Below are 25,018 nucleotides of genomic sequence, written 5' to 3'. Positions count from 1 at the left end.
ACCTCGTACTACAACGACCTCGTACTACAACGACTTCCTACTACAACAACGACTTCCTACTACAACGACTGGACCGAAGCGAAGTCATTCGACACGTTCTAGGAGTGGTCCGGAAACCGTATCCTGATGGCATCCAGTTCCGTGCGCGTCCGTCGCAGATCGGCGTCCAGTTCCGGGTCGACGAACTCCCCTGGCCGATAATTGACCAGTGCGGCAAGGCCAGTTCCTAGTCGAAATACCCAATTTTCAGTCATGTCGGCCATTGTTCGACGGGGTGGCTTGCCTCTCAATAGCCAGTTAACGCATACTGGCCACAATGACGCCGGAGACGCCTGCCAGAGACCTTTCTGCCAGAGACCTTTCTGCCAGAGACCTTTCTGCCAGAGACCTTTCTGCCAGAGACCTTTCTGCCAGAGACCTTTCTGCCAGAGACCTTTCTGCCAGAGACCTCGACGTCGACCGACTGGCCCGGGAACTGGGGAACTGGCGGACGGCCAGTTCCAGTGGTCCCGTGTACCAGGGTCTGGCCGACGGAATCCGGATGCTGATCGTCGACGGGCGGCTTCCGATCGGCGCCCGCTTGCCGAGCGAGCGCGCCCTGGCTGACCGGCTACGCGTCTCACGCACCACGGTCACCAGCGCCTACGCCCAACTGCGCGAGGACGGGTATCTGCTGGCCCGCCGCGGCGCTCGCAGCACGACCGCGCTGCCGGCCACCCTCAACGCCCCCGTTCCACCTGTCGCAGCCCGCGGCGCGGTCAACCTTGCCAACGCCGCGCTGGCGGCACCCGCCCCCGCGGTGTTGGCCGCGCTCACCACGGCGACCCAGCAGATGGCGCCCTATCTCGACGACACCGGCATCGAGCTCGTGGGCGTCCCGTCCCTTCGCGAAGCGGTGGCCGCGGAGTACTGCGCACGTGGGCTTCCCACCGAACCGGACGACATCATGATCACCACCGGTGCGCTGCACGCGATCGGGTTGATCCTCGCAACCTACACCCAGCCCGGCGATCGCGTTCTCGTCGAGCAGCCGACGTATCACGGCGCACTGGCGGCGATCGCCACCGCTGGCGGCCGTCCTGTCCCGGTGGCCATCGCGGAGGACGGCTGGGACCTCGTAGCGGTGCACACCGTGATCCGCCAGCTGGCGCCCACGCTCGCCTACCTGGTCCCCGACAACCACAACCCGACCGGTAGGACGATGCGGCTGCAGCAGCGTCGCGAACTCGCCGCACTCATCGCCGACACCGGCACCCGCACCATCATCGACGAGACGATGACGGAGGTGTGGCTCGACGAACCCGTCCCCCCGCCGGTCGCGACGGCGATGACCCGCCGGCGCGACCTTCTGCTGACCACCGGGTCGATGTCGAAGTCCTTCTGGGGCGGGCTGCGCATCGGGTGGATCCGCGCCGATCAGGCCACGCTGGCCTCGATCGCCGCCCTGCGTCCGTCCATCGACATGGGTACACCGATCCTCGAGCAACTCGCCGCGGCAGAACTGCTCCGCGGCGGGGCCGAGGTTTTGCCGGAGCGCCGCGAGCTCCTGCGCACCCGCCGCGCGCGGATGTTGTCCCTGCTGGCTGAACGCCTGCCGGACTGGCAGCCGTGTCCCGGTGGCGGCGGTCTGGCGCTGTGGATGCGGCTGCCCGCTCCGATGAGTTCGGCGCTGTCGGCCGCGGCCTCGCGGATGGGACTGGACGTGCCGCCGGGCCCGCGCTTCGGCGTGGACGGTTCGTTGGAGCGGTTCATCCGGATTCCCTACACGCTGCCGCCCGAGCAGATGACCGAGGCGGTCACCCTGCTGGCGCGGGCGTGGCATGCGGTGACCGGCGCGGCGGCCTCCCAGCGTGTCGTCGTGGTCTGACGACTCCGGTAACCGGTCAGTCCTCGGGAATCTCGACACGGCGCAGCAGGCCGTCGACGGCGTCGGCGGCTTCGATCTCCCCACGGGTGACGCCGAGGATGAACAGCACGGTGTCCAGGTATGGGTGGCTCAGTGAGGCGTCTGCGACCTCACGGAGCGCGGGTTTGGCGTTGAATGCCACGCCGAGCCCGGCCGCGGCGAGCATGTCGATGTCGTTGGCGCCGTCACCGACGGCGACCGTCTGTTCCATGGGCACGCCGGCCTGCTGGGCGAAATCACGCAACGCCTTTGCCTTGCCCGGCCGGTCGATGACCTCCCCGACGACGCGGCCGGTCAGTTTCCCGTCGACGATCTCGAGTTCGTTGGCCGCGACGAAGTCGATCCGCAGCTCATCGGCCAGCGGTTCGATCACCTGACGAAAGCCGCCGGAGACGATGCCGCAGTGGAACCCGAGCCGGCGCAGGGTGCGCAGCGTCGTGCGCGCACCCGCGGTGAGCTCGATCTGCTCGGCCACGTCGTCGAGCACCGACGCCGGCAGACCCGCCAGCGTGGCGACGCGACGGTGCAGGGATTCGGCGAAGTCCAGTTCCCCGCGCATGGCGGCTTCGGTCACCTCGGCGACTGGCGCTTCCATACCCGCACGTGCCGCAAGCATCTCGATCACCTCACCCTGAATCAGGGTCGAGTCGACGTCGAACACGATGAGCCGCTTCGCCCGCCGGGACAGGCTGTAGTCCTCCAGCGCGATGTCGACACCTTCTTCGACGGCCACCCTCGCCATCGACTTCTGCAGCTGGCCGTACGCGGCGCCCGCCGGCACCGACACCCGCAGCTCCAATCCGGTGACCGGGTAGTCGGAGACGCCGCGGATGGTGTCGATGTTGACGCCGAGAGCGGCGACCTCGCGGGCCACCACACCGAACGCCTCGGCGGTGATCGGCCGACCAAGCACGACGATTGTATGCGTGGAGGGTTCCCGCATCACCGGGGTATCGGCGCTGCGCTCGATCGCCACCTCGAGGCCGACACCGTGGATGGCCTCTTCGACGTCGGCGCGCAGCGCATCACCGTCGGTCACCTCCGGCGTGGCCGCCACCAGTACGCCGAGCGTGAGGCGGCCGCGGACCACGACCTGTTCGACGTTGAGCAGCTCGACACGATGCCGCGACAGCACCTCGAACAGCGCCGATGTGACACCCGGCTGGTCGAGTCCGGTGACGGTGATCAACAGCGATGACCGCTTGCGCGAAGAGCCGACAGGTGAGGACAACACCTTTCGACCACTCAACCCCTGGTTGTGTAGTAGCCCATCAACTGGACGCGTCGATCGGTTTTGGTTCGCCCGCGTGGTGGTCGCGGCCGACGTGGGCCTCGGCCCGCATCCGCTCAACCATGTGCGGGTAGTGCAGCTCGAACGCCGGACGCTCCGATCGGATCCGGGGCAGCTCGGTGAAGTTGTGTCGCGGCGGCGGGCAGCTGGTCGCCCACTCGAGCGAGTTGCCGTAACCCCACGGGTCGTCGACGGTGACCGGCTCGCCGTAGCGCCAGCTGCGGAAGACATTCCACAGGAACGGCAACGTCGAGATGCCGAGGATAAAGGCACCGATGGTCGACACGATGTTCAGCGTGGTGAACCCGTCCGACGGCAGGTAGTCGGCGTAGCGGCGCGGCATGCCCTCGTCACCGACCCAGTGCTGCACCAGGAAGGTGGTGTGGAAGCCGATGAACGTCAGCCAGAAGTGCAGCTTGCCCAGCCGCTCGTCGAGCAGGCGGCCGGTCATCTTCGGGAACCAGAAGTAGATGCCGGCGTACGTCGCGAACACGATGGTGCCGAACAGCACGTAGTGGAAGTGCGCGATGACGAAGTAGCTATCGGTGACGTGGAAGTCCAGCGGCGGGCTGGCCAGCAGCACACCCGACAGACCGCCGAGCAGGAACGTCAGCAAGAAGCCCACGGAGAACAGCATCGGTGTCTCGAACGTCAACTGGCCTTTCCACATCGTGCCGATCCAGTTGAAGAATTTGATACCGGTCGGCACCGCGATCAGGAAGGTCATGAACGAGAAGAACGGCAGCAGCACCGCACCGGTGGCGTACATGTGGTGCGCCCACACCGCGATCGACAGCGCGCCGATCGCGATGGTCGCGTAGATCAACGTGGTGTAACCGAAGATCGGCTTTCGGGAAAACACCGGCAAGATCTCGGAGACGATGCCGAAGAACGGCAGCGCGATGATGTAGACCTCGGGGTGGCCGAAGAACCAGAACAGGTGCTGCCACAGCAGCACACCACCGTTGGCCGGGTCGTAGATGTGCGCACCCAGGTGGCGGTCGGCGGCCAGGCCGAACAGCGCCGCGGTCAGCAGCGGGAAGGCCAGCAGCACCAGGATCGACGTCACCAGGATGTTCCAGGTGAAGATCGGCATCCGGAACATCGTCATGCCGGGGGCCCGCATGCATACCACGGTGGTGATCATGTTGACGCCACCGAGGATGGTGCCCAGACCGCCGACGGCCAGGCCCATGATCCACAGGTCACCGCCCGCACCGGGTGAGTGGATGGCGTCCGTCAACGGCGAGTAGGCGGTCCAGCCGAAGTCCGCGGCGCCACCGGGGGTGATGAACCCACCGAGCGCGATCAGCGCGCCGAACAAGAACAGCCAGAATGACAGCGCGTTGAGGCGCGGGAACGCCACGTCGGGAGCGCCGATCTGCAGCGGCAGCACCAGGTTGGCGAACCCGAACACGATCGGGGTCGCGTAGAACAGCAGCATCACCGTGCCGTGCATGGTGAACAGCTGGTTGTACTGCTCGTTGGACAGGAATTGCAGCCCGGGGACCACAAGTTCGGTGCGCATGAACAGCGCCATCAGGCCGCCAATAAGGAAGAAGGCGAAGCAGGCGACGCAGTACATGATGCCGATCAGCTTGTGATCGGTGGTCGTGATGACCTTGTAGAACAGGTTGCCCTTGGGACCGAGGCGCTCCGGGAACGGACGCCGTGCCTCGAGTTCTCCGATCGGGGGCGCTTCGGCTACCAAGAGGTCCTCCAAAAGTTCTGTCGGCGATTCCCCGCCTTGCTGCCTGGAATCTTATCGCTCGACGCGACCGGGGTCAGCCTGGGTCCTACAAACCGTCGTAATTGGTGTGGCGACGTGACGCAGCTCGACCGGGGCGATGGTCGCGAGCAGGATGTTACCGTCGGGCCCGTGCTGATCGGCCGACCGCAGAAGAGGACACGAACCAGAGCGGGGACCATGGTGTCGGCCGCGCTGGTCGCGACACTCGCGGCGGGCCTGGCCGGGTGCGGGTCGACCGACGGGGATGCCGCTTCCTCGACGCCGATGACGTCGATCATCACCAGCACCACCAGCATCGCCGGTGCCGATGTGCTGGGCAACGAACGCAGGCCCGACGAATCGTGCGCCCCGGAACCCGCTCGGGTCGATCCAGGCCCGCCGGAGCGTGAGGTGCGCCACGCCGCCGGGCAGACCCGAGTGACCGCCGACCCTCAGCGCATCGTGGTGCTCTCCGGTGATCAGTTAGACGCCCTGTGTGCGCTCGGTCTGCAGACACGCATCGTGGCTGCGGCCCTGCCCGACGGCCGCGACGAGCAGCCGTCGTACCTCGGGGCGGTGATCCACGACGTCGCGCCGGCGGGGACCCGCAGCGCGCCCGACGTGGCCGCCATCCGGGCCGCGGCGCCGAACCTCATCCTGGGCTCGCAGGCGTCGACGCCGGAACTGTTCGGTGAGCTGTCGGCGATCGCCCCCACGGTGTTCACCGGGCCCCCGGGGGCCGATTGGCAGGCGAACCTGCGTACGGTCGGGGCCGCCACCGGACGGTTCGACGCCGTGGGCGGGCTGCTCGACGGCTTCGCCGACGCCGCGCGCCGCACCGGGACGGACAACGACGCCGCCCACTTCCAGGCCTCGGTGGTGCAACTGACAGACGACACCGTGCGGGTCTACGGGGCCGACAACTTCCCGGGCAGCGTGCTGGCCGAGGTTGGCCTCGACCGCCCGGCCGCCCAGCGCTTCACCGACGAACCATTCGTGGAACTCGGCACCGGCAACAAACCGGACTACTCGATCGCCGACGCCGACATCGTCTACGTGTCGTTCGACTCGCCCGCTGCGCGCGACAACGCACCACAGATCCTGGACAGTGACGCATGGCGGGCGCTGTCCGCCGCACAGGACGACCGCGTGTTCGTCGTCAACAACGAGGTGTGGCAGACCGGGCAGGGCATCGTCGCGGCGCGCGGCATCCTCGCCGACATCCGCTGGGTCAACGCGCCGATCAACTAGGGGTCTGCTGCAGCGCCTGCTGGCCGAACTGGCCGAGCGTGAGCGACCCCTCGGGCAGGACCAATTCTCCGCGCTCCATGCGCCCGCGCAGGTAGGCGAACGACTGCACGGTCTGGGCGAACAGATGCTCCCCGGCGCGCAGCGGCGGGCGCGGCCGGTCGTCGCGGGGCGCGAACTGCGGCAGCGGCTTGACCTCGGTGTCGTAGTCGACGTTGAAGAACAACGGGAACGAGTACCGCTCCTCCTTGACCTTGCGCACGCGGTGGCTGGTGGCGACGAAGGTGCCGTTGGTCCACAGCTCGAGCATGTCGCCGATGTTGATGACGAAGGTGCCCGGCACCGGCGGCACGTCGATCCATTCGCCGGCGCCGTTGAGCACCTCCAGGCCGGGGGCGGTCGGCTTGAGCAGCGTGAAGCACTCGTAGTCGGTGTGCGCGCCGATGCCCAGGTGGTCTTCGGCGTCCGGGTTGAACGGATAGTGCACGAGTCGCAGCTGGCTCGGCGTCTTGGTGGCGTGCCGGGTGAACACCTCGGGGTCCTCGCCGAGCGCGACGGCGAACGCCCACAGCAGTTGCTGCCCCACCCCCATCACCGCCTGGTAGTAGGCGGTGACGGCCTCGGCGAAGCCGGGCAGGTCCGGCCACGTGTTCGGTCCGAGCATGGGATTGCCGGCCAGGTAGTCGGGATCGTCGGCGGGCAGGTCGAGCGCGGTGTCGAACGCCTCCTTCAGGTCGGGCGTGCCCTGCTCGACGCCCTCCTCTCCGACGGGCACGTAGCCGCGGTGGCACCGCGACATCCCGATGTAGCTGCGCATCTTCTCCTCGAGGGGAAGGGCGAAGAAGTCCCTGGTGGCCGCCAGCATCCGGTCGAACAGCGCTTCGTCGATGCCCGAGCCGCTGATGTAGAAGAAGCCCACGTCGCGCGCCGCGGCCCCCAGTTCGGTGGCGACCCGTTCCCGGTCAGCGGGGTCGGCGGAGTGCAGGCCGCTGATGTCGATGATCGGTATCGAGGTGAAAGATGTTGTGCCACTCATAGTTCCACATTCCCTTCGGATCGTTCCACGCTCCAGCGCACGCCGTTGGCGTGGAGCTCTCCGGCCGCCTGCGCCAGGTCGAGCGCGGCCCACTGCGGCCCGTCGGTCCGGTCCACCACGACGGTGTCCGCGGCGGCCCAGCCGAACATCGCGCCGACGCGCAGCAGCAGGGCACCGCCCCGCGGTGAGCGCAGTGTCAGCGCCCAGCACGGTGTCGCGGGTCCGGGATCGCGGACCCAGTGCTCGACGTAGTCGTCGTGCATGCCGGTCTCGACGAGCGTGTCGCCGTCCCACCGCATCGTGCCGACGTCGGGGCCGGGTTGGGGTGGCTCGATGTCGATGTCGCGGCGCCATTCGAAGACGTCCCCGCTGCGCAACAGCTCCCCGGCGAAACCGCGGGAGTCCACGTAGGCCGAGATGCCCTGCAACCACAACACGTCGGTGCCGGTGTCGCGGGAGCCGTCGGCCTCGATGAGCAGGGTGCGCCGCCACAGTGCCCTACAGTCGCCGAGCGCGTCGGCGGTCATGCCGCCGCCCGTTGCGACGCCGCCCAGCGTTCCTGCAACTGCCGGATCCCGGTCGGTGTGGGCCGCCCGAAGGCGCGGACCCGCGCGATGCCGCCGTCCGGGAAGGCCTGTACCCGCAGCGCGGTGACGCCGGCGGCATCGACGGTGAACACCTGGCGGCTGTCCGCCGCCAGCCGGGTGCGCGGCAGCACGGTGAAGTCGAACGGCACCAGACCCCAGCCGTGGGCGCCGTCGGGGCGATCACGGGTGCCGAGCACCGACACCTCCGAGGTGGCATTGAACACGAAGTACGAGGTGTCGATCTCCAGGCGTTGCAGATCGGTCTCGGCGGCGAACGAGATCATCACCGCATCGTGGGTCTCGGGTCCGATGTCGCGCCGACGCCGGGTCTCCCAGCCGTCGCCCATATTGCGCGGCCGGTCCGGGGCGATCAGCGGGGCTGCGTCCGAATAGAAGCTGTCGCTGCACCATTCGACCCGCCCGCCCTGCTCCACCCCGGACACCTCGACGGTGACGTCAGCCCACAGCTGCGGGTCCGGGATCACCTCGCCGTAGGCGCGCAGGCGCGCCACACCGCCGTCGGAGCGCAACCGCAGCCGCAGGTGGGTGTATCGATGTGGATCGTCGACGCACAGCAGATTGTGCGAATCCGCGCGCAGCGCAGCCGGTTCCACGACGGTCCGCCACCGGACCTGCGGCCCGGTCGGATCGGCGAGCGGGTCCAGGACGGCCGCCTCCACACAGCAACCCGTGGGGTGGTTGCCGGAAAAGAAGCGGGTGTCGACGTCGACGGTGCACAGCCGGCCGGCCGCACCGAGCCGCACGATCACCCAGTCGCCGCCGGGGCCGGCGTGCCGACGGGTCTCCCACCCGTCGACCACCTCGCCACGCAGGTCGTAGGTGCCGGGCACGAATGCCGGTTCCGCCGGGTCGACCAGGCGCTCTTTGACACCGAACGACTCGTCGCTGGCGGCCACGACGCTTCCGCCCAGCGTGCGCGACGCGAGGTCCACCCACCCGGCGCTCACGGCACCAGCCCCAGCGCCGCGGATGTATCGGGGTTGAGCAGCAGTCTCATACCGGCTGGCACACCTCGCGCAGGACGGGCCGGCCGGCCACCCACATCTGCAGCACCGCCCCCGACAGCGTGTGGCCGTCGTACGGGCTGACCGGATGCCGGTGTGCCAGCGCGGCGGCGTCGAGGACCACCTGTGCGTCGGGATCGAATGCGCACATGTCGGCACGCAGCCCGACGGAGATGCGGCCGCGGTCGTCATACCCGGCGAGTGTCGCGAGGAGTTCACTCATCCAGCGGCTTAGACCGGCCAGACCGAGGCCGCGTGAGCGCGCGTGGGTCCAGGTGACGGCCGGGCTGAGCTGCAGGGAGCTGATCCCGCCGAAGGCCACGCCGAAGTCGGCACCCTTGTGTTCCGGCGCGCACGGCGAGTGATCGGAGACGATCATGTCCAGCGTCCCGTCCCACAGCGCCGCCCACAGCTGGTCGCGGTTGGCGCCGGCGCGGATCGGCGGGCACACCGCGTATTCGGTGGCGCCGTCGGGGACCTCGTGCGTGGCGAAGGCCAGGTAGTGCGGGCAGGTTTCCGCGGTGATCCGCACGCCGGTGCGCTTGGCGTCAGCGAGCAGCGGCACCACCGACGCGCTCGAGACGTGCACGATGTGCATGCGCACGCCGGTGTCGCGGGCGACGTCGATGGCCAGCGCGACGGCGTCGGCTTCCGCGGTGTCGGGACGCGAGTCGAGGAAGGACGCGTAGGCGGGCGCTCTCGGTGGGGCGCTCGCCGCGATCGCGGCGTGGCTTTCGGCGTGCACCAGCAGCACACCGTCCGCTCCGGCGATCTCGCCGCGGCGCGCCGGAACTGTTCAGGTGTCAGCCGGCCGAAGTCGGGATTGCCCGAGTCGGTGAGGAAGCACTTGAAGCCCCGCACCCCCGCGGCGGCCAGCGGCGCCGGGTCGTCCAGGTTCTCGGGCACCACGCCGCCCCAGAAGCCGACGTCGACCCGGCAGTTGCCCTGCCCTGCAGCCTGTTTGACGGCAAGTGCGGCCACCGTGGTGGTGACCGGCGCGCTGCCGAGCGGCACGTCGACCGGCGTGGTGATGCCGGCCGCCGCGGCGCCGGCGGTCGCCGACGCGAAACCCTCCCAGTCGGTGCCGGGGTCGTCGATGTGGAGGTGGGTGTCGACGAAGCCGGGCAGCAGCGCCGCCGACGGCGCGACCGTGATGTCGGTGGCCGCCGCGAACGGCGTCTCGGGCGCGGCGATCGCCGCGATCCGCCCGTCGCGCACCGCCACCGCGGCCGGCCGCAGCGCCCCGGCCACGAGCGCGCGCCAGGTGCGCAGCACCAGATCCATCACGGCGCGAACCGCTCGTGGAAGTGCACGGTCAGCTGCGGCCACACGTGCGGATCGTGGCCGGGGATCAGCGGGTAACCCTTGTCGGCGGCAAGCTTCTTCAGGCGCCGGATCGGTTCGACCGTCTCCTGCGGATCGACGTCGATGAACCCGCCGATCGCCAACTCGTGTTCGATGTTCTCGGTGAGGTCGGCGGCGTCGAAGGCGAACACGAACCCGTCTCCGCCCACCGACTCGTCGAGCTCCACCACGAAGCTCTGGTGGCCGGGGGTATGGCCGTACGTCGGCACGGCGGCGATGCCTGGCGCGATCTCGGCGTCCCCGTCGGCCAGCCGCCAGTCGATGCGCGGATCGTCGAAGTCGACGCGGAAGATGGCATGCTTCTCCGGCTCGGGATGGTTGGACAGCCCGTATTCCAGCTCCCGGCGCTGCGCATGCACCGGCACCCGGCCGGCGAACAACTTCAGTCCGCCGGCGTGGTCGACATGCAGATGGCTGACCGCGACGGCGTGGATCTCGTCGACGTCCACGCCGACCTCGGCGAGCCGCTGTTCAATCGGCTCACCGGGGCCGGGTAGCACCGGTTGGTATTCCACCGCCGGGTAGTACCGCCGCGCCAGATACGGGTCGCGGATCAGTGCGGTGTTGAACCCGGTGTCGAGCAGCACCCAGCCGCCGTCTGTCTGCAGGAGCACGCCGGGGACCGGTTCGCGCAGCTGCTCCCCCGATGAATCACCGTGCACGCTGACCGATTTCGGCAGATCCTCCCAGCCCAGTGTCAGCAGGATGATGCGGCGCACACCGCTCTTGCCGACCAGCCGTACCGCCATCAGCCGGCCGACAGCTCGAAGAGCCGCAGCGAGTTCGGGTTCGTCACCACGTGGGCCGCCTCGACACCCTTGAGCCACGGCTGGGCGACCATGAAGTCGTCGACGTCGGCCATGTTGAGCCAGCAACCCGTCTTGATCGCCTCTTCGGCGGCGGTCGAGAACGGCTGTGGCGCACCGGTGGCCAGGCCCTCGGCCAGTGCCGCGGTAACCGGCGGCGCCGAGCAGCCGAGGTAGTTCAGACCGCCGTCCGGATCGAAGGAGATGTGTCCCCAGGTGTAGGGCGAGGGTGCGTCCGGCCACGCGGTCGACGAGAAGATGTCCGGCGCCGACTGCCCGTCGGTGCCGATCCAGCCGTAGATCTCCGAGGTCGGGTAGCTCTGCACCTTGGCGGTCAGACCGGCGGCGGCCAACTGGGTCTGGATGAGGTTGCTGATCAACTGGTTGTCCGGGTTCGACGAGTCGTAGCCGATGGTGATCGCCTTCTGGTCGGCGGGTAGCCCCCCGGCGATCCCGGTGAGCACCGACCGATCGTGGGTGACCGACTGCTTGGCGAACTCCGGCGCCATCATGTTGGGCGGATAGACCTGCTCGGCCTTCTTGCCGCGACCGGCATAGGTCTGCTTGACCAGCGCGTCGACGTCGATGGCCTGCACCACCGCGTTGCGGTTGGCAGCATCGGTCAGCATCCCCTTGTGCGGGTTCAGGTACAGGTAGTTCGACATCATCGTCGGCAGCGAGTAATGCGCGTATTTGTCGTCGTTGAGGTACTGCTCGACGGCCGAGGACGGCAGGTCGTGCATGATTGCCGCGATCTGTCCGTTGTTGAATTGAAGTTGCTGTGCGGAGACGTCGGTGATGACGGGAATCTCGACCTGCTCGAAATAGGGCTTGTCACCCCAGTATTGGGGGTACGCGGCCAGCGCGTACCGCGACCCCACCTCGGCGGCGGTCAAGGTGTACGGACCGGTGCCCAGGTCGTGGTTGGTGAGGTAGGTCGCTGCATTGTCGCTGCCCGCGTTCTTCTGCAGCCCTTCGGGGCTGACCATCCGGGGGCCGTAGGGCGATGCGATGTAGTCGAGGAACGCCGAGTTGGGCGCCTTGAGCGTGATGGTGGCGTCGTAGTCCCCCTGCGTGGTCACCGATTCCACATCCTTGACCATGTAGGCCGGTCCCTGGTCGACGGCCAGCCGACGGTCGAAGGAAGCCTTGATCGCCGCGGACGTGAACGGCGTGCCGTCGTGGAACGTCACGCCCTGGCGCAGCTTGAACGTGAACACCCGGTGATCGGGCGACTCGGTCCACTCGGTGGCCAGCAGCGGCTCGATCTCGGGCTTCTCGGTGCCGCCCTTGTACTGCAGCAGCCCCTCGTAGAGGTTGGTGGTGAGCAGCAGACCCTGACCGGCGTAGAAGATGTCGGGGTCCGGCGGCTGGCCCGGGTCCTGCAGGAACGACACGTGCAGCACCTTGTCGGTCGGCGCCGCGTTCGGCGCGCCCCCGCCCGAATCGGAACCGCCACAGCCGGACAGCGTCAGTGCGGCCGCGGCGCCTGCCGCGGCGAAAACCTTGAGGCGACGGATCATCGGAGGGCTCCTTCGAGAACGGGCGGTGCTGCGGGGGCGAGTTCACCGAACGCGGCGAGGATTTCCTCGGTGGTCCGCAACGCGCCGGTCTGCAGGTACTCCATCGCGTCGAGCGCGGCGTCGTGCCGGTACTGCGTCGATCCGCCCACGCAGTCGGTCACCACCCGCACGTAGAAATCCCGCTGGTGGGCGTCGGCGAAGGTGTAGTGCACGCACACGTCGGTCAGCCCGCCGACAAGGATGAGCGTCGACGCCTTCACACCCGACAGGACGATCTCGAATTCCGTGCCGATGAAACCGGAGTATCGCCGCTTGACGATGTGGAACTCATGGTTCGGACCGTCGAACTTCGGCAGCAGCGCGGGATGCAGGGGCGTACCGGGCCTGCCGTCGACGCAGTGCTCGCCCTCGGTGCCGTCGAGTTCACGCCCGAAGTCGATACCGCTGGGGCGGTGCACCTCCTGGAAGAACACGATCGGGATCAACGCTGCGCGCGCCGTATCGATCAGACGCTGGGCGCGCTCGATCCGGCCGTCGTAGCCGGGCATGTGCTCGATGCCCACCTCCTCGGCGGGCATGTCACCGGCCTCCTGCATGTCGACCACGACGAGCACGGGATTGCCCACGATGAGTGGCTGTTTCGGCACTTATCCTCCTCTGACTGCGATACGCGGATCGGCGGCTGCCTGTAGCAGGTCCACCGCGGTGTTGATGAAGACGTAGAGTGCGCCCAGCATGAGCGTCACGCCGGCGATCGCCGGGAAGTCCGCGACGGGGATGCTCTGCGCGATGTACTGGCCGATCCCCGGCCAACCGAAGACCTGCTCGATGACGAGCACGCCGGAGAACATCAGCCCGATCTGCAGGCCCGTCATGGACAGCGCCGCCCCGACCGAGTTCCGCAGCACGTGGCCGGCCATGATGCGCGGTTCGGAAAGGCCCTTGGCGCGCGCGGTTCTCGCGTAATCGCTGTCGGCGTCGCCGAGCAGGCTCGACCGTAGCACCCGGCCGATCGCGACCGCGGGCCCGAGCGCCACCACCACCGCGGGCAGGATCAGGTGGTGCACGGCGTCGGCGACCACGTCGAACCGGCCGTGCAGCAGGCCGTCGACGGCGAGCAGCCCGGTCGGTCCGGTCGGCACATTGGTGATGGCGGTGCGGCCGTTGGCCGGCACCCAGCCCAGGTGCTGGTAGAACACGATCAGTCCGAGGATGCCCAGCAGGAACATCGGCGCCGACGCACCGGTGAACAGAATCCCGCGCAACACGGCCGAACCACGCCACTTCAGTGTCGTGCTGAACGCCAGCAGGGCGGCGAGTACCAGGGCGATGGCGAGGCCGAACAACGCCAATTCCATGGTGGCGGGCACGAAGTCACCGAGATCGGAGGCGACGGGATGCCGGGTGCGGTACGACGTGCCCAGGTTGCCCTGCACGGCGCCGGTGAGGTAACGCCAGAACTGGACCAGCAGCGGGTCGTTGAGACCCAATGCCTCGCGGCGGGAGGCAACGGCCTCCTGGGAGGCCTGGGCGCCGAGCTGCGCCTTGACCGGGTCGAGCGGCGAGATGTGTTGCAGCACGAACATCACCCCGGTCAGGGCGACCAGGATGGCGACCATGGCCGCGATCCGCGTCGTCACGAAAGTCTTCACGGGCAGGCCTACTTCGTCTTCATCAGGTTGCGCAGGCAGTCACCGGCGACGTTGCCGATCACCGCCAGGACGAGGACCCCGACGCCGGGCATCACCGGCACCCACCACTGCTGCAGGAAGTAGCTCAGGTTGCGGGCCGAGTCAGCGCCGAGTTCCGGTGCGGGAGCGGACTGTCCGAGCCCGAGGAAGGACAGCGATGCCAGTGTGAGGATCAACGTGCCGAGGTCGAGGCTGGCCGCCACCAGTGCGTTGGGCACCGCACCCGGCAACAGGTGCCGCCGGGCCAGCCGGATGCCGCCCACACCGGCGAGTTTCGCGGCTTCGACGTGCGGGCGGGCCGCCAGCCGGGCGACCTCTCCGCGGACCAGCCGGGCGTAGAACGGCCACCACACGATCGACACGGCGATCAGCGTGTGCACGAACCCGGGTCCCAGCGCGGCGACGACGGAGATGGCCAGCACCGGCGCGGGCAGCGACAGGAAGGCGTCGGTCACGCGCATCAGTGCCGAGTCGACCCAACCGCCCACCGTCCCGGCGATCAGCCCGACCAGGCCGCCGATCAGCAGTCCGATGCCCACCACCGCCAGCGCGGCGAACCAGCTCGACCGGGCGCCGTAGAGCACGCGGGACAGGATGTCGCGTCCGACGCTGTCGGTGCCGAGGACGCTGTCGGTGCCGAGCAGGAAGCCGTCCTTGAGCGGCGCCTGCAGCGGCATCCCGACCGGCAGGAGCGGGTCGTACGGCGCGAGCAGCGGGACCGCCACCGCGATCAGCGTGATGAGCACGACGGAGGAGACGCCGATCCAATTGACCAGGTCCGAGCGTGCCTGCGGCAGCGTGAACAGCCGCCGGCGGCCGCGGGTCAGGGCCGGTGCCGGCAGGGCGACCGCCATCAGGCCGCCTTCCGCTCGATGCACGCCACCTGTTGCGGGTTACCGGGGATACCTTCGAGCCGGACGTCGAGTTGGACGTCGCTGCAGGCGTCCACGGCCAGCGGGCAGCGCGGGTGGAAGGCGCAGCCCGACGGCGGCGACAGTGCGCTGGCCGGTTCGCCGGCCAGTGCGCGAGGTTCACGACCCAGGTCGGGGATGGAGTCGACGAGCGCCTGGGTGTAGGGGTGGGCCGGGTGGCCGATGACACGCTCGGCCGGCCCGATCTCCACGATCCGGCCGAGGTACATCACCGCGATGCGGTCGGCGACGACCCGGGCCACCGACAGGTCGTGGGTCACGAACACCACCGACATGTCCAGGCTGCGGCGCAGGTCGCCGATGAGGTTGAGCACCGACGCGGCCAGCGAGACGTCCAGTGCGCTGGTCGGCTCGTCGCACATCAGCACCGACGGCGGCACCACCGTCGCGCGGGCGAGCGAAACCCGTTGCCGCTGACCGCCGGACAGCTGCGCCGCGCGCGACTTGGCGATCTCGGCGGGCAGGCCGACCCGGTCGAGCACCTCGGCGATCCGGTCGCGGCGCTGGGCGCGCGACATCCGGGTTGCCCGCAATCGCTCACCGATCAGCTCGCCGACCGACAGCCACGGGGTGAGCGACGCGCCAGCTTCCTGGAACACCATCTGCGGCCGCTCGCCGCCCGCGAGGCTGACCTCACCGGTGGTCGGCTGTTCGAGCCCGGCGATGACCCGCAGCAGTGTCGATTTGCCCGAGCCGCTCTCACCGACCAGCGCCACCGATTCGCCGTGCCCCACCGACAGCGAGACTCCGCGCAGCGCTTGCAGTTTGCCGTGATTGTCCGGCGAGCGGTCCAGCCAGCGCCGGTTGACGGTGAACGTCTTGGTGACGGCGCGCAACACCACCGACGGGGGTTCCTCTGCCGCGCCGGCCGTTTCCGGGAAGGCGTCCTCGACGTTGGTCGTCGTGGCGCCCAGCTCGGTGTTGACCTGCTCGAAGGGCCGGATGCAGGCGCTCACCCGGTCGGGGCCGACGGCGAGCGGATCCGGTGGGCTCTTGGTGCAGTCGTCGGACGACAGTGGGCAGCGCGGGACGAACGGGCAGCCCGGCAGCGGGGCGACGGGGCTGGGCACCGATCCGGCCAGCGCGGCCAGCGGCCGGTCGCGGTCGGTCTGCAGGGTGAGCCGCGACCGCAGCAGACCGTGCGTGTAGGGGTGGGCCGGGGCGCCGAGCACCTGGGCGCTGGGACCGATCTCGGCGATGCGGCCGGCGTAGAGCACCGCGATGCGGTCGGATATCTGGGCGGCCACCCCGAGGTCGTGGGTGATGAGCACGATGCTGCAGCCGATCTCGTCGCGCAGCCGCCGCAGCAGGCGCAGGACCTGGGCCTGGACGGTGACGTCGAGTGCGGTGGTGGGTTCGTCGGCGACGATCAGGTCGGGGTCACCGGCGATCGCGATGGCGATCATCACCCGCTGCCGCAGACCGCCGGACAGTTCGTGGGGGTAGGCCCGCATCCGGCGGGCCGGGTCGGGGATGCCGACCGCGGTGAGCAGGCGCAGCGCCTCGTCGTCGCTGCCGGCCGCTTCGGCGACCTGCTTGCCGATCCGCATGGTGGGGTTCAGCGACGTCATCGGATCCTGGAACACCGCGCCCAGGTCTAGGCGGCGCACCTTGCGCAGCGCCTTGGCGTCGCCGCGGACCATGTCCGATCCGGCGGCCCGCACGGTCCCGGTCACCGTGGCGTTCGGCGGCAGCAGGCCCAGCAGGCCGAAGCCGAGCACACTCTTGCCGGAGCCGGATTCGCCGACCAGTCCGAGGATCTCGCCGTGCGCGATCGCCAGCGAGACCCCGCGCAACGCCTGGACGTCGGCGCCGTTACGGCGGAACGTCACCCGTAGGTCGCCGACGGTCGCAACCGGATCCGGTGTCGACGGCACCGTCGCCGGTGTGTCGATCTCGGATACAGCGATGCCCATCGCACGGCTCCCGCGGAAGTGAGTCGAGATAGCTCGAACCGGTCTTCGGGCGGCACACCGGTGTACCGCTAGCCTGTCACTTGACAGTTTTCACGGAGGGCCCGCGCCGTGGGTGTCGCCGACGTAACCAATCGACGGCGCAGGTAACCAGATGCGTATCGCAGGTTTCTGTCGTGTGACAGAAACAAGGGGGGTCGCATTCTGCCGCCGACGTGGTCCACGATGGTGTCATGCCGCTCACCCGGGCCGGGCGCCCACGCCTGCATGACGCACGGCGTCCGGGGATGACCGCTCGCGAAGAAATCCTCGACGCCGCAGGGGAATTGTTCACCACGCTGGGCTATGCGGGCACCTCGACGCGGACCATCGCGGAGTCGGTCGGCATCCGGCAGGCGTCGCTGTATCACTATTTCAAGACCAAGGACGACATCCTGTGCGCCCTGCTCAGCCAGACCGTCAGTCCGACGCTGGCGTTCATCCCCACCCTGCTGGGCGCGCAGCCTGCGCTCACGGCCGCCGAACACCTGCACGCGCTCGCCGCCTTCGACGGTGACCAGCTGCTCAGCGGGCGGTGGAATCTCGGCGCGCTGTATCTGCTGCCGGAACTGCGTGGTGCACGCCTCGAGCCCTTCTGGTCGGACCGGGAGCGGCTGCGGCTGCACTACCTGGCGCTCAGCCGCGCGGTCGTCGAACAGACCGGGGTCCACGAGGCCGCCGCCGATCTGCCGTTCCGGCTGGTCGAGTCGCTGGTGAACATGTGGTCGGTGCCGGCGCGCGCACAGCGCGACGAGCTGCCCTTCCACGTCGCCGATGCCTGCCTGCGCGTGCTCGGTATCCCGGACAACGCCACCGACGCGGTGCGCGCCCGCAGCAGCGCCGAAGTCACCCGCTACACGCGCTCCCCGGGCTGACCCGCCTGCGCCTCGGCGAGGTGCCGCAGGTAGGACCGCCAATCCCCGTAGCCGGAGATGTCCGCACCGGCGGAGAAGGCGTCCAGCGCGCACCCGAAGCCCACCACCTCCGTGCCGTCGGAGAGCGTCACCCAGCCCAGCGACATGGGCGCGGGCAGCGCGGCCAGGAAATCGCCGAGCATCGCCGTGCCGATCAGCCACAGTTCACCGCCGATCGCCACGCCGTCGTCGGCGCCGACGCGTGCCAGCCCCGGCTTGGGCGGGGTGGTGTCCAGGTGGGCCAGCCGATACAGCGGCGCGGTGAGCGCGGGACCCAGCCAGCGGCCGCCGCGCTGCTCCAGTTGCCAGGCCAGCGGTTGATCGCGCAGGTGCGCGCCGACGACGAGCAGGGGTGTCACCGAAGCACCGGCCCGGGTCGGCCACGGCGCACCGCCGGTGCCCGCGACCGCGGCCGCGCCGGGCTGGGCGACCGGCGGGGTGGTCAGCGTGACCAGCCGGGCGAGGTCGAGCGCGACGGCGTCCGCACCCGCCCGCGCCACGACCGTGACCCCGAACTGTGCACCGTCGGCGGTGCCGCTGGGCACCGCGACCGCGCACAGGTCCATGAGGTTGCAGAAGTTGGTGTAGGTGCCCAGCCGCGAATTCACCGCGACCGGCTCGGCGGTGACCTCGGCGATCGTCGGATGCTCGGTGGTAGTGGGGATGAGCAGGGCGTCGCAGCCGTCGAGTGCGGCCATGGCCGCGGCGGTGAGCTCGGCCAGACGCACCCGATCGCGCAGCAGCCGGGTGGCCGGGACCTCGCCCGCGGCCGAGATGATGCCGCGGACCGTCGGTTCGACGTCGCCGGGGCGCGCGTCGACGAAATCACCGACCGCTTCGTGCCGTTCGGCCACCAGGCCGCCGTCGTAGAGCAGGCGGGCGGCGTCCAGGAACGGCGCCATGTCGATCTCGCGGACGGACACCCCGTCGGTTTCGAGCCGCGCCCGGGCCGCCTGGAAGGCGGCCTGCCAGCCGGCACTGAGTCCCGGCAGGTCGTGCGGCACCGCGACCCGGGCCGCAGCCGGGGCGGCGAGCGGAGCGTCCGGCGGGAATTGTCTCGCGCCGCCGCCCATCACGCCCATGCCGGCGGCGGCGGTGTCGAGATCGCGGGCGAACACCGTCACGCAGTCATAAGACCGGCACGCCGGCACGACCCCGTCGGTCGGCACGACACCATAGGTAGGTTTGATCCCGACGACACCCTGCAGCGCGGCGGGGACCCGGCCGGAGCCCGCGGTGTCGGTGCCGACCGCGATGTCGGCCAGGCCGAGGGCCACCGCGACCGCCGAACCGGCGCTCGATCCGCCCGAGATGTAGGCCGGGCGTCGGGCGTCGCGCACGGCGCCGTGCGGGCTGCGGGTGCCGACCAGTCCGGTGGCGAACTGGTCGAGGTTGGTCGCCCCGATCACCACGGCGCCGGCGGCCCGCAGCCGGGCCACCACCGTGGCGTCGGTGAGCGCAGGCGCCGCCGCGTAGGCCGGGCAGCCCGCCGTGGTGGGCAGCCCGGCGACGTCGACGTTGTTCTTGACCGCGGCGGTGAGCCCGGCCAGCGGGAGATCCGCACCACCCTCGAGCGCGGCGTCGACCCCCTCGGCGTCGGCGAGCGCATCGGCCAAGGGACGCAACCAGATCCAGATCTCCGGGCGGTCCACCGCATCGATGGCGGCGTAGGCGGCGCGCACCCGGTCGGCGGCCGTCATGCCGGGATGTCCGTCACGTCGTCCTCAGCGCCCACGACCACCAGCGGGGTGCCGGGATCGACCTGGTTGCCGGCTTCGACGAGCACTTGGGTGACGATTCCGTCGGCCGGCGCGGTGAGCACCGTCTCCATTTTCATCGCCTCCAGCGCCAGCAGGGGTTGACCCGCCGCGACCCGCTCGCCCACCTCGACGTCGACCTTCCAGACGTTCGACGAGAACGGTGCGTCGACGCGTTGCGCGCCGGGGTCGAGCACGAGATCGGTCGTGGTTGCCGCGCTGCGTGATTCGGCGCGCTGCGCACGGTCGAACTCGCCCGCGGCAGCCCACGCCGCCCGTTCGGCGGAGAAGGCGGCGTTCTGCCGGGCGCGGAACGCGGCGATCGAGTCCGCGTTGTCGGCGAGGAAGCATTCATGGTCGGCGAGCGAGAAGGTGCCTTCGGTGATGTCGACGTCTCCGCGGCCGGCGGCCAGGTCGGCGCGCATCTCGAGGAGTTCCTCCGGGGAGACCGGATACCAGGAGATGCGGTCGAAGAACCGCAGCAGCCAGGGACTGCCCGGCGCGAATGCGCCGCTGTGCCGGTAGGTGCTCCATACCTGGGTGGTGCGGCCGACGAACTGATATCCGCCGGGACCTTCCATCCCGTAGATGCAGAGGTAGGCACCGCCGATGCCGACCGAGTTCTCGGCGGTCCAGGTTCGCGCCGGGTTGTACTTGGTCGTCACCAGCCGGTGGCGGGGGTCGAGCGGAGTGGCCACCGGCGCACCGAGATACACGTCGCCCAGCCCCAGCGTGAGGTACTCCGCGGAGAACACGACGTCCATCACGGCGGCTTCGGAGTCCAAGCCGTTGACCCGGCGGATGAACTCGATGTTCGACGGGCACCACGGTGCGTCGTCACGCACGCCGGACATGTACCGGGCGATCGCCTCGCGGGTGGCCGGATCGTCCCAACTCAGCGGCAGGCGCACCGCCCGGCTCGGCACCAGCAGCTCCGAGGTCGCCGGCAGGTCGTCCTCCAGCTCGTTGAGCACACCCAGCAGCCGGTGGACGGGCAGGTGCTGCGGATCGACGTGTACCTGCAGCGATCGGATCCCGGGGGTGAGGTCGACGATCCCCGGCATGGTGCCGCACCGCACCTCCTCGAGCCGGGTGTGCAGCGCGTGCACCCGTGCTCGCAACGCGAGAGCGAGCACCATGTCGCCGTATTCGACGAGCACGTTGTCGTCGCCGCTGCGGCGGTACGTCACCGCCGGTGCGCCGTTGCCCTCGCGACGGGCGAGCACGCCGTCGTCACGGTCACCGCCACTGCGCACGAGGAACGGGGACGCCGCGCGGCGCACCGCCACATGGTCGGCGGGCGCGGGCGCGTCGGAGGTGCGCACCGGCACGAAGCGCACCGTGTCGCCGGGCCGCAACTGGCCGAGTTTCCAGCGGTCGGCGGCGATCACGGTCACCGGGCACACGAACCCGCCCAGGCTCGGGCCGTCGGGTCCGAGCAGGATCGGGGTGTCGCCGGTGAAGTCCAGTGCCCCCACCGAATATGGGGTGTCGTGGATGTTGGACGGGTGCAGGCCGGCGTCGCCGCCGTCGGGTCGCGCCCAGTGCGGCTTCGGACCGACCAGCCGCACCCCGGTGCGGGCCGAGTTGAAGTGCACCCGGTACGCGGTGTCGAACAGCACCTGGATGTCGTCGCGGGTGAAGAACTCCGGGGCGGCGTGTGGCCCCTCGGTGACCGTCAGTTGCCACTCCGCGGGCAGCACCGGGCGATGCTCGCGCGGAACAGGACGCATGTCGGCGTCCTCGGGGGCGGGCGCGGTGCGTATCACGTCGCCGGTGACGAGCTGACGGCCGCCGTGGCCGCCGAACCGGCCGAGCGTGAAAGTCGAAGCGCTGCTGAGGTATTGCGGTACGTCCAGTCCGCCGGCGAACAGCACGTAGGTGCGCAGGCCGGCGGTGTCGGCCGCGCCGACGTCGATCACTCCCCCGGCCGGCACCTCGACCGGCTCCCACATCGGGACGGGCTCGCCGTTGACGGTGACCGGGCAGTCTGCGCCCGTGAGACAGACGGTGGTGCCGTGGGTGACCCGCAGTGCGGGCCCCGATGCGGTGCATTCGAGTCCTGCGGCGCCGTCGGGGTTGCCCAGCGCCCGGTTGCCGAGCCGGAACGACAGGTCGTCCATCGGTCCGCTCGGCGGGACACCCACGTGCCACAGCCCGACCCGGCCGGGCAGATCCTGCACCGTAGTGAGCAGGCCGGGGCGTTCGACGGTGATGCGGGGCCGGGGATCCGGGATGGTCGCCAGCGTGACCGTGCTGTGGCGCGCGGCGCGGACGTCGTCGTGGTCGACCGCCGCGCACAGTGTGCCGAGGTTGGTCTCGATGCCGTGCAGCACCGTGGTTTCCAGCGCGCGCCCGAGCCGGTCGAACGCCTCGTCGCGGTCGGCGCCCGCGGTGATCACCTTGGCCAGCAGCGGGTCGTAAAACGCCGACACCTCGGTACCGTCCTCGATCCACGTGTCCACGCGGGCGTCGCCGGGCAGAGACACCGCGGTGATGGTCCCGGTGCTCGGCCGGTAGTCGCGGAACGGGTCCTCGGCGTACACGCGCGCCTCGACGGCGTGCCCGCTGACCGGCACCTGCCCCGACGCGGCGCCGGGCTCGAGATAGCCTTCCAGAAAGCCACTTTCGCCGCGGGCCAGGCGGAACATCCAGGCGGCGAGATCGACGCCCGTGACGGCCTCGGTGACCGGGTGCTCGACCTGCAGGCGCGCGTTGACCTCCAGGAACGACGCCTCCCCGCGGGCGGGGTCGTAGACAAATTCGACGGTTCCGGCCGACCGGTAGGACACCGACGCGGCCAGTGCCCGCGACGACTCATGCAACTGCGTCCGCACCCCGTCGGGCAGTTCGGGCGCCGGAGCCTCCTCGATCACCTTCTGGTTGCGGCGCTGCAGCGAGCAGTCCCGGTCGCCGAGGGAGACGACGCGCCCGGCGCCGTCACCGAAGATCTGCACCTCGACGTGGCGCGCGCCGTTGACGAAGCGCTCGACGAACACCCCGGCGGCGCCGAAGCTGCGCTCGGCCAGCCGCACCACCCGGCCGAACGCCGCGAGAAGTTCGGACGCGCCCCGGCACACCTGCATGCCGATCCCGCCGCCGCCGCCGGTGGGTTTGAGCATGACCGGGTAGCCGATCTGCTCGGCCGCCTCGAGCGCCGCGGTGGCGTCAGCGAGCAGTTCCGATCCGGCGAAGAGTGGCACCCCGGCGGCTTTCGCGGCGGCGCGCGCGGTGTGCTTGGTGCCGAACGCGCGCAGCTGTTCGGGGGTCGGGCCGACGAACACCAAACCTTCGCGCTGCACCGCCTCGGCGAAATCGGCGTCCTCGGAGAGGAATCCGTAACCCGGGTGGATCAGGCCCGCGCCGGTGGCCTGTGCCGCGGCCAGGATCGCGTCGGCGCGCAAATAACTTTCGGTAGGCGACGCCGGGCCGAGTCGCACCGCGTCGTCGGCGAGCCGGACGTGCGGCGCGCCGCGGTCGGCGTCGGAGAAAACTGCGACGGTGCGCAGGCCGAGTTCCCGCCCGGCACGCAGCAGCCGCACGGCGATCTCGCCGCGATTGGCGACCAGCACCGTGTCGCCGGCCGTCATGGTCGGGTGACGATCATCCGGACCGGCGTGGGGTCGAACGCGTTGCAGGGGTTGTTGATCTGCGGGCAGTTCGAGATGAGCACCAGCGTGTCGACGTCGGCGCGCAGCGCGAGCCGCTTGCCCCGGCCGGACAGTCCGTCGACGATCCCCAGGGCGCCGTCGGGGTCGACGGGCACGTTCATGAACCAGTTGATGTTGCTGGCGAGATCGCGGGCACCGAGGCCGTAGCGGGCCCCTTCGATGAGGAAGTTCTCCAGGCAGCCGTGCTGGAAGCGGGTGTGCTGGCCGTAGCGCAGCGTGTTGGACTCCTTCGAGCAGGCGCCGCCGAGGGTGTCGTGTACGCCGACCTCGTCCGCGAGCACCGTCATCAGCGCGGCTCCGGTGTCGGCGCGCAGCACCGAGCCGGAGGTCAGTGCGATACGCCCTTGTCGCGCAATCGTTTCCGGCGCGGAGTAGCGTACCCGGGTGTCGGCGGCGGAGTACAGCAGGCAGTCGACGGCCTGGTTGCCCGCGATGTCGACGATCGTCAGCACGTCACCGGCCGCGACGACGGCCGACCACGGCGCCCTGGCGGCCACGACCTGGTCGAGAATCACCTCGCCGGGGACGAGCGCGGGCACAAAACGGTCGGTGGTGGTGGTCACAGCACTCCTCGGGCGACCAGGTCGGCGTCGGTGTTCGCGATGGCCTGCAGATGTTCGGGGCCCAGTTCGCCGACGAGCTTCCCGGCGGCCAGCAGGTCCAGGTCACCGGGCGCCGGCCAGGCATGCAGCCGCACCGGCGAGCAGGTGAACTCCGGGCGCGGGTCGAGCGGGTGCGCGGTGTTGGCGAGCAGCAGGACGGCATCGACGTGCAGCAGGAGGTCGACGGTCGTGCCCGCACCCGACGAGCCGAGCCACCGCAGGGCACCGCCGGCGTCCGCGTGCACCCCCTTGAAGAACGACAGCGATGGCGGCAGGTCGCGCTGATCCAGGCCGTGCTTGAGCGCGCCCAGCAGAAGCAGCTCGCGCCCGGCGGGGGTGGCCGACTCCGGGGCGCCGGCCCCGTACCTGGTCTCGTTGCCGGCCCGGGTGGTGGTGCCGGTCAGTGCGTCGTGGGCACCGGACGTATCGGCGACCACCGTGGCCAGCACGCGGCCGAATGCGCTCAGCAGCGGATGGCCCGCGCCGAGATAGGCCTGCCACGGCACCTTCACGGTGTCGGCGATGTTGAGCCGCTCATAGGGCGCGTCGGCGCGGTGCAACAACACATGCGCGCACGCCTCGCCGTCGGGGTCGGTCAGCCGGATGCGGGTGCCACGGGCGAAGACGGCGGTGGTGTAGCCGCCGGCGGCGACGGTCTCCGACCACACCAGCTGCTCGGCGGCGACGCCGTCGGCGATCGTGGGTCCGGTCGAGGCCGGGATGTGGCGCATGTGCTCGGCGGTATGCCCGTGCTGGGCCCGGGCATGGGCGCGGGCGCCGGCCGTGGTGGCGGTCGCCGAGGCCGTGCCTTCGGTGGTACGAAGATCGCTGGTCACAGGTACTCCCGAAGCGTGCGGCGCCGCGCCAGACGGCGGCATTTCTGTCAAGTGACAGTTTTCGCGTCGACGAGGCACCGGTGGTTGCCGAGGTGTAACTGATCGCCGGGCGTCGGTTAAGAACAGGCTGCGCGTGTGTCTGTCATG

19 protein-coding genes and 1 pseudogene are annotated in these 25,018 nt (G+C 70.0%); 3 read left to right on the top strand and 17 right to left on the bottom strand.

The genetic code is table 11. From position 1 onward, the window contains the following. Positions 1-463 precede the first annotated feature (463 nt). Positions 464-1,867, top strand: a complete 1,404-nt coding sequence (yczR, locus tag G6N07_RS06215; protein WP_263858056.1) for a MocR-like transcription factor YczR — start codon at positions 464-466, stop codon at positions 1,865-1,867. Positions 1,868-1,883: 16 nt separating this feature from the next. On the opposite strand, the gene serB is transcribed toward yczR, so the two are convergent. Beyond that, a complete protein-coding gene (gene serB / locus G6N07_RS06210; RefSeq protein ID WP_085189146.1) occupies positions 1,884-3,137 on the bottom strand; it encodes a phosphoserine phosphatase SerB in 1,254 nt (417 codons plus the stop codon). Between the two features lie 40 nt (positions 3,138-3,177). After that, positions 3,178-4,908 carry an aa3-type cytochrome oxidase subunit I gene (ctaD, locus tag G6N07_RS06205; RefSeq protein WP_085189147.1) on the bottom strand — a complete coding sequence of 577 codons (1,731 nt, stop codon included), beginning with the start codon at positions 4,906-4,908 and terminating at the stop codon, positions 3,178-3,180. A gap of 216 nt (positions 4,909-5,124) precedes the next feature. Between ctaD and G6N07_RS06200 the strand changes: the two genes are divergently transcribed. Then, a complete protein-coding gene (locus G6N07_RS06200; protein ID WP_085189019.1) occupies positions 5,125-6,177 on the top strand; it encodes an iron-siderophore ABC transporter substrate-binding protein in 1,053 nt (350 codons plus the stop codon). Here the strand turns inward: G6N07_RS06200 and G6N07_RS06195 are convergent. From G6N07_RS06195 to G6N07_RS06150, 11 genes and pseudogenes are all read right to left on the bottom strand, one after another. Then, positions 6,170-7,210, bottom strand: coding sequence for an isopenicillin N synthase family dioxygenase (locus tag G6N07_RS06195; protein ID WP_085189021.1), 1,041 nt, complete (start codon positions 7,208-7,210; stop codon positions 6,170-6,172). The two genes, G6N07_RS06200 and G6N07_RS06195, sit on opposite strands and share 8 nt — an antisense overlap. Continuing rightward, the gene (locus G6N07_RS06190) at positions 7,207-7,737 is read right to left on the bottom strand and encodes a hypothetical protein (protein ID WP_085189024.1); all 531 of its coding nucleotides are present in this window, start codon (positions 7,735-7,737) and stop codon (positions 7,207-7,209) included. Before G6N07_RS06190 ends, G6N07_RS06195 begins: the two co-directional genes overlap by 4 nt. Then, positions 7,734-8,765 carry an allantoicase gene (alc, locus tag G6N07_RS06185; protein ID WP_235849613.1) on the bottom strand — a complete coding sequence of 344 codons (1,032 nt, stop codon included), beginning with the start codon at positions 8,763-8,765 and terminating at the stop codon, positions 7,734-7,736. Before alc ends, G6N07_RS06190 begins: the two co-directional genes overlap by 4 nt. Before the next feature lie 46 nt (positions 8,766-8,811). After that, the gene (locus tag G6N07_RS20195) at positions 8,812-9,567 is read right to left on the bottom strand and encodes an amidohydrolase family protein (protein WP_235849614.1); all 756 of its coding nucleotides are present in this window, start codon (positions 9,565-9,567) and stop codon (positions 8,812-8,814) included. A gap of 215 nt (positions 9,568-9,782) precedes the next feature. Then, a pseudogene (locus G6N07_RS20190) lies at positions 9,783-10,106 on the bottom strand (allantoinase AllB); the annotation flags it as partial. After that, positions 10,106-10,936, bottom strand: coding sequence for an N-acyl homoserine lactonase family protein (locus tag G6N07_RS06175; protein ID WP_085189026.1), 831 nt, complete (start codon positions 10,934-10,936; stop codon positions 10,106-10,108). The gene G6N07_RS06175 and the pseudogene G6N07_RS20190, both read right to left, overlap by 1 nt. After that, positions 10,936-12,516 carry an ABC transporter substrate-binding protein gene (locus G6N07_RS06170; RefSeq protein ID WP_085189028.1) on the bottom strand — a complete coding sequence of 527 codons (1,581 nt, stop codon included), beginning with the start codon at positions 12,514-12,516 and terminating at the stop codon, positions 10,936-10,938. Before G6N07_RS06170 ends, G6N07_RS06175 begins: the two co-directional genes overlap by 1 nt. Further along, positions 12,513-13,163 carry a cysteine hydrolase family protein gene (locus G6N07_RS06165; protein WP_085189030.1) on the bottom strand — a complete coding sequence of 217 codons (651 nt, stop codon included), beginning with the start codon at positions 13,161-13,163 and terminating at the stop codon, positions 12,513-12,515. The genes G6N07_RS06170 and G6N07_RS06165 overlap by 4 nt, the downstream gene beginning before the upstream one ends. Next, positions 13,164-14,168 carry an ABC transporter permease gene (locus G6N07_RS06160; RefSeq protein WP_085189032.1) on the bottom strand — a complete coding sequence of 335 codons (1,005 nt, stop codon included), beginning with the start codon at positions 14,166-14,168 and terminating at the stop codon, positions 13,164-13,166. Positions 14,169-14,176: 8 nt separating this feature from the next. Further along, positions 14,177-15,061, bottom strand: coding sequence for an ABC transporter permease (locus G6N07_RS06155; protein ID WP_085189034.1), 885 nt, complete (start codon positions 15,059-15,061; stop codon positions 14,177-14,179). Next, positions 15,061-17,055 carry a dipeptide ABC transporter ATP-binding protein gene (locus G6N07_RS06150; RefSeq protein WP_085189036.1) on the bottom strand — a complete coding sequence of 665 codons (1,995 nt, stop codon included), beginning with the start codon at positions 17,053-17,055 and terminating at the stop codon, positions 15,061-15,063. The genes G6N07_RS06155 and G6N07_RS06150 overlap by 1 nt, the downstream gene beginning before the upstream one ends. Positions 17,056-17,285: 230 nt before the next feature. On the opposite strand from G6N07_RS06150, the gene G6N07_RS06145 reads away from it, so the two are divergent. Next, positions 17,286-17,966 carry a TetR/AcrR family transcriptional regulator gene (locus G6N07_RS06145; RefSeq protein ID WP_085189151.1) on the top strand — a complete coding sequence of 227 codons (681 nt, stop codon included), beginning with the start codon at positions 17,286-17,288 and terminating at the stop codon, positions 17,964-17,966. Here G6N07_RS06145 and atzF read toward each other — a convergent pair. Genes atzF through G6N07_RS06125 form a run of 4 tightly spaced genes read right to left on the bottom strand, consistent with a single transcriptional unit; the run spans position 17,945 to position 24,913 of the window. Further along, on the bottom strand, positions 17,945-19,705 hold the full coding sequence (atzF, locus tag G6N07_RS06140; RefSeq protein WP_085189038.1) for an allophanate hydrolase: 1,761 nt from the start codon (positions 19,703-19,705) through the stop codon (positions 17,945-17,947). The genes G6N07_RS06145 and atzF overlap by 22 nt on opposite strands. Then, positions 19,702-23,352, bottom strand: a complete 3,651-nt coding sequence (gene uca, locus G6N07_RS06135) for an urea carboxylase (protein ID WP_085189040.1) — start codon at positions 23,350-23,352, stop codon at positions 19,702-19,704. The genes atzF and uca overlap by 4 nt, the downstream gene beginning before the upstream one ends. Then, positions 23,349-23,996 carry an urea amidolyase associated protein UAAP2 gene (locus tag G6N07_RS06130; RefSeq protein ID WP_085189042.1) on the bottom strand — a complete coding sequence of 216 codons (648 nt, stop codon included), beginning with the start codon at positions 23,994-23,996 and terminating at the stop codon, positions 23,349-23,351. The genes uca and G6N07_RS06130 overlap by 4 nt, the downstream gene beginning before the upstream one ends. After that, a complete protein-coding gene (locus G6N07_RS06125; protein ID WP_085189043.1) occupies positions 23,993-24,913 on the bottom strand; it encodes an urea amidolyase associated protein UAAP1 in 921 nt (306 codons plus the stop codon). The genes G6N07_RS06130 and G6N07_RS06125 overlap by 4 nt, the downstream gene beginning before the upstream one ends. Positions 24,914-25,018: the final 105 nt, after the last annotated feature.

Source organism: Mycolicibacterium doricum, assembly GCF_010728155.1.
GTDB lineage: Bacteria > Actinomycetota > Actinomycetes > Mycobacteriales > Mycobacteriaceae > Mycobacterium > Mycobacterium doricum.
Note: the sequence above shows the minus strand (reverse complement) of the source record. Positions and strands in the feature narration are given on the sequence as shown.

Coding starts and splice junctions, on each gene's coding strand:
- G6N07_RS06200 (WP_085189019.1), top strand. CDS start 5,125: ATGGTGTCGGCCGCGCTGGTCGCGACACTCGCGGCGGGCCTGGCCGGG.
- G6N07_RS06195 (WP_085189021.1), bottom strand. CDS start 7,210: ATGAGTGGCACAACATCTTTCACCTCGATACCGATCATCGACATCAGC.
- G6N07_RS06190 (WP_085189024.1), bottom strand. CDS start 7,737: ATGACCGCCGACGCGCTCGGCGACTGTAGGGCACTGTGGCGGCGCACC.
- G6N07_RS06175 (WP_085189026.1), bottom strand. CDS start 10,936: ATGGCGGTACGGCTGGTCGGCAAGAGCGGTGTGCGCCGCATCATCCTG.
- G6N07_RS06170 (WP_085189028.1), bottom strand. CDS start 12,516: ATGATCCGTCGCCTCAAGGTTTTCGCCGCGGCAGGCGCCGCGGCCGCA.
- G6N07_RS06155 (WP_085189034.1), bottom strand. CDS start 15,061: ATGGCGGTCGCCCTGCCGGCACCGGCCCTGACCCGCGGCCGCCGGCGG.
- G6N07_RS06150 (WP_085189036.1), bottom strand. CDS start 17,055: ATGGGCATCGCTGTATCCGAGATCGACACACCGGCGACGGTGCCGTCG.
- G6N07_RS06145 (WP_085189151.1), top strand. CDS start 17,286: ATGCCGCTCACCCGGGCCGGGCGCCCACGCCTGCATGACGCACGGCGT.
- atzF (WP_085189038.1), bottom strand. CDS start 19,705: ATGACGGCCGCCGACCGGGTGCGCGCCGCCTACGCCGCCATCGATGCG.
- uca (WP_085189040.1), bottom strand. CDS start 23,352: ATGACGGCCGGCGACACGGTGCTGGTCGCCAATCGCGGCGAGATCGCC.
- G6N07_RS06125 (WP_085189043.1), bottom strand. CDS start 24,913: ATGCCGCCGTCTGGCGCGGCGCCGCACGCTTCGGGAGTACCTGTGACC.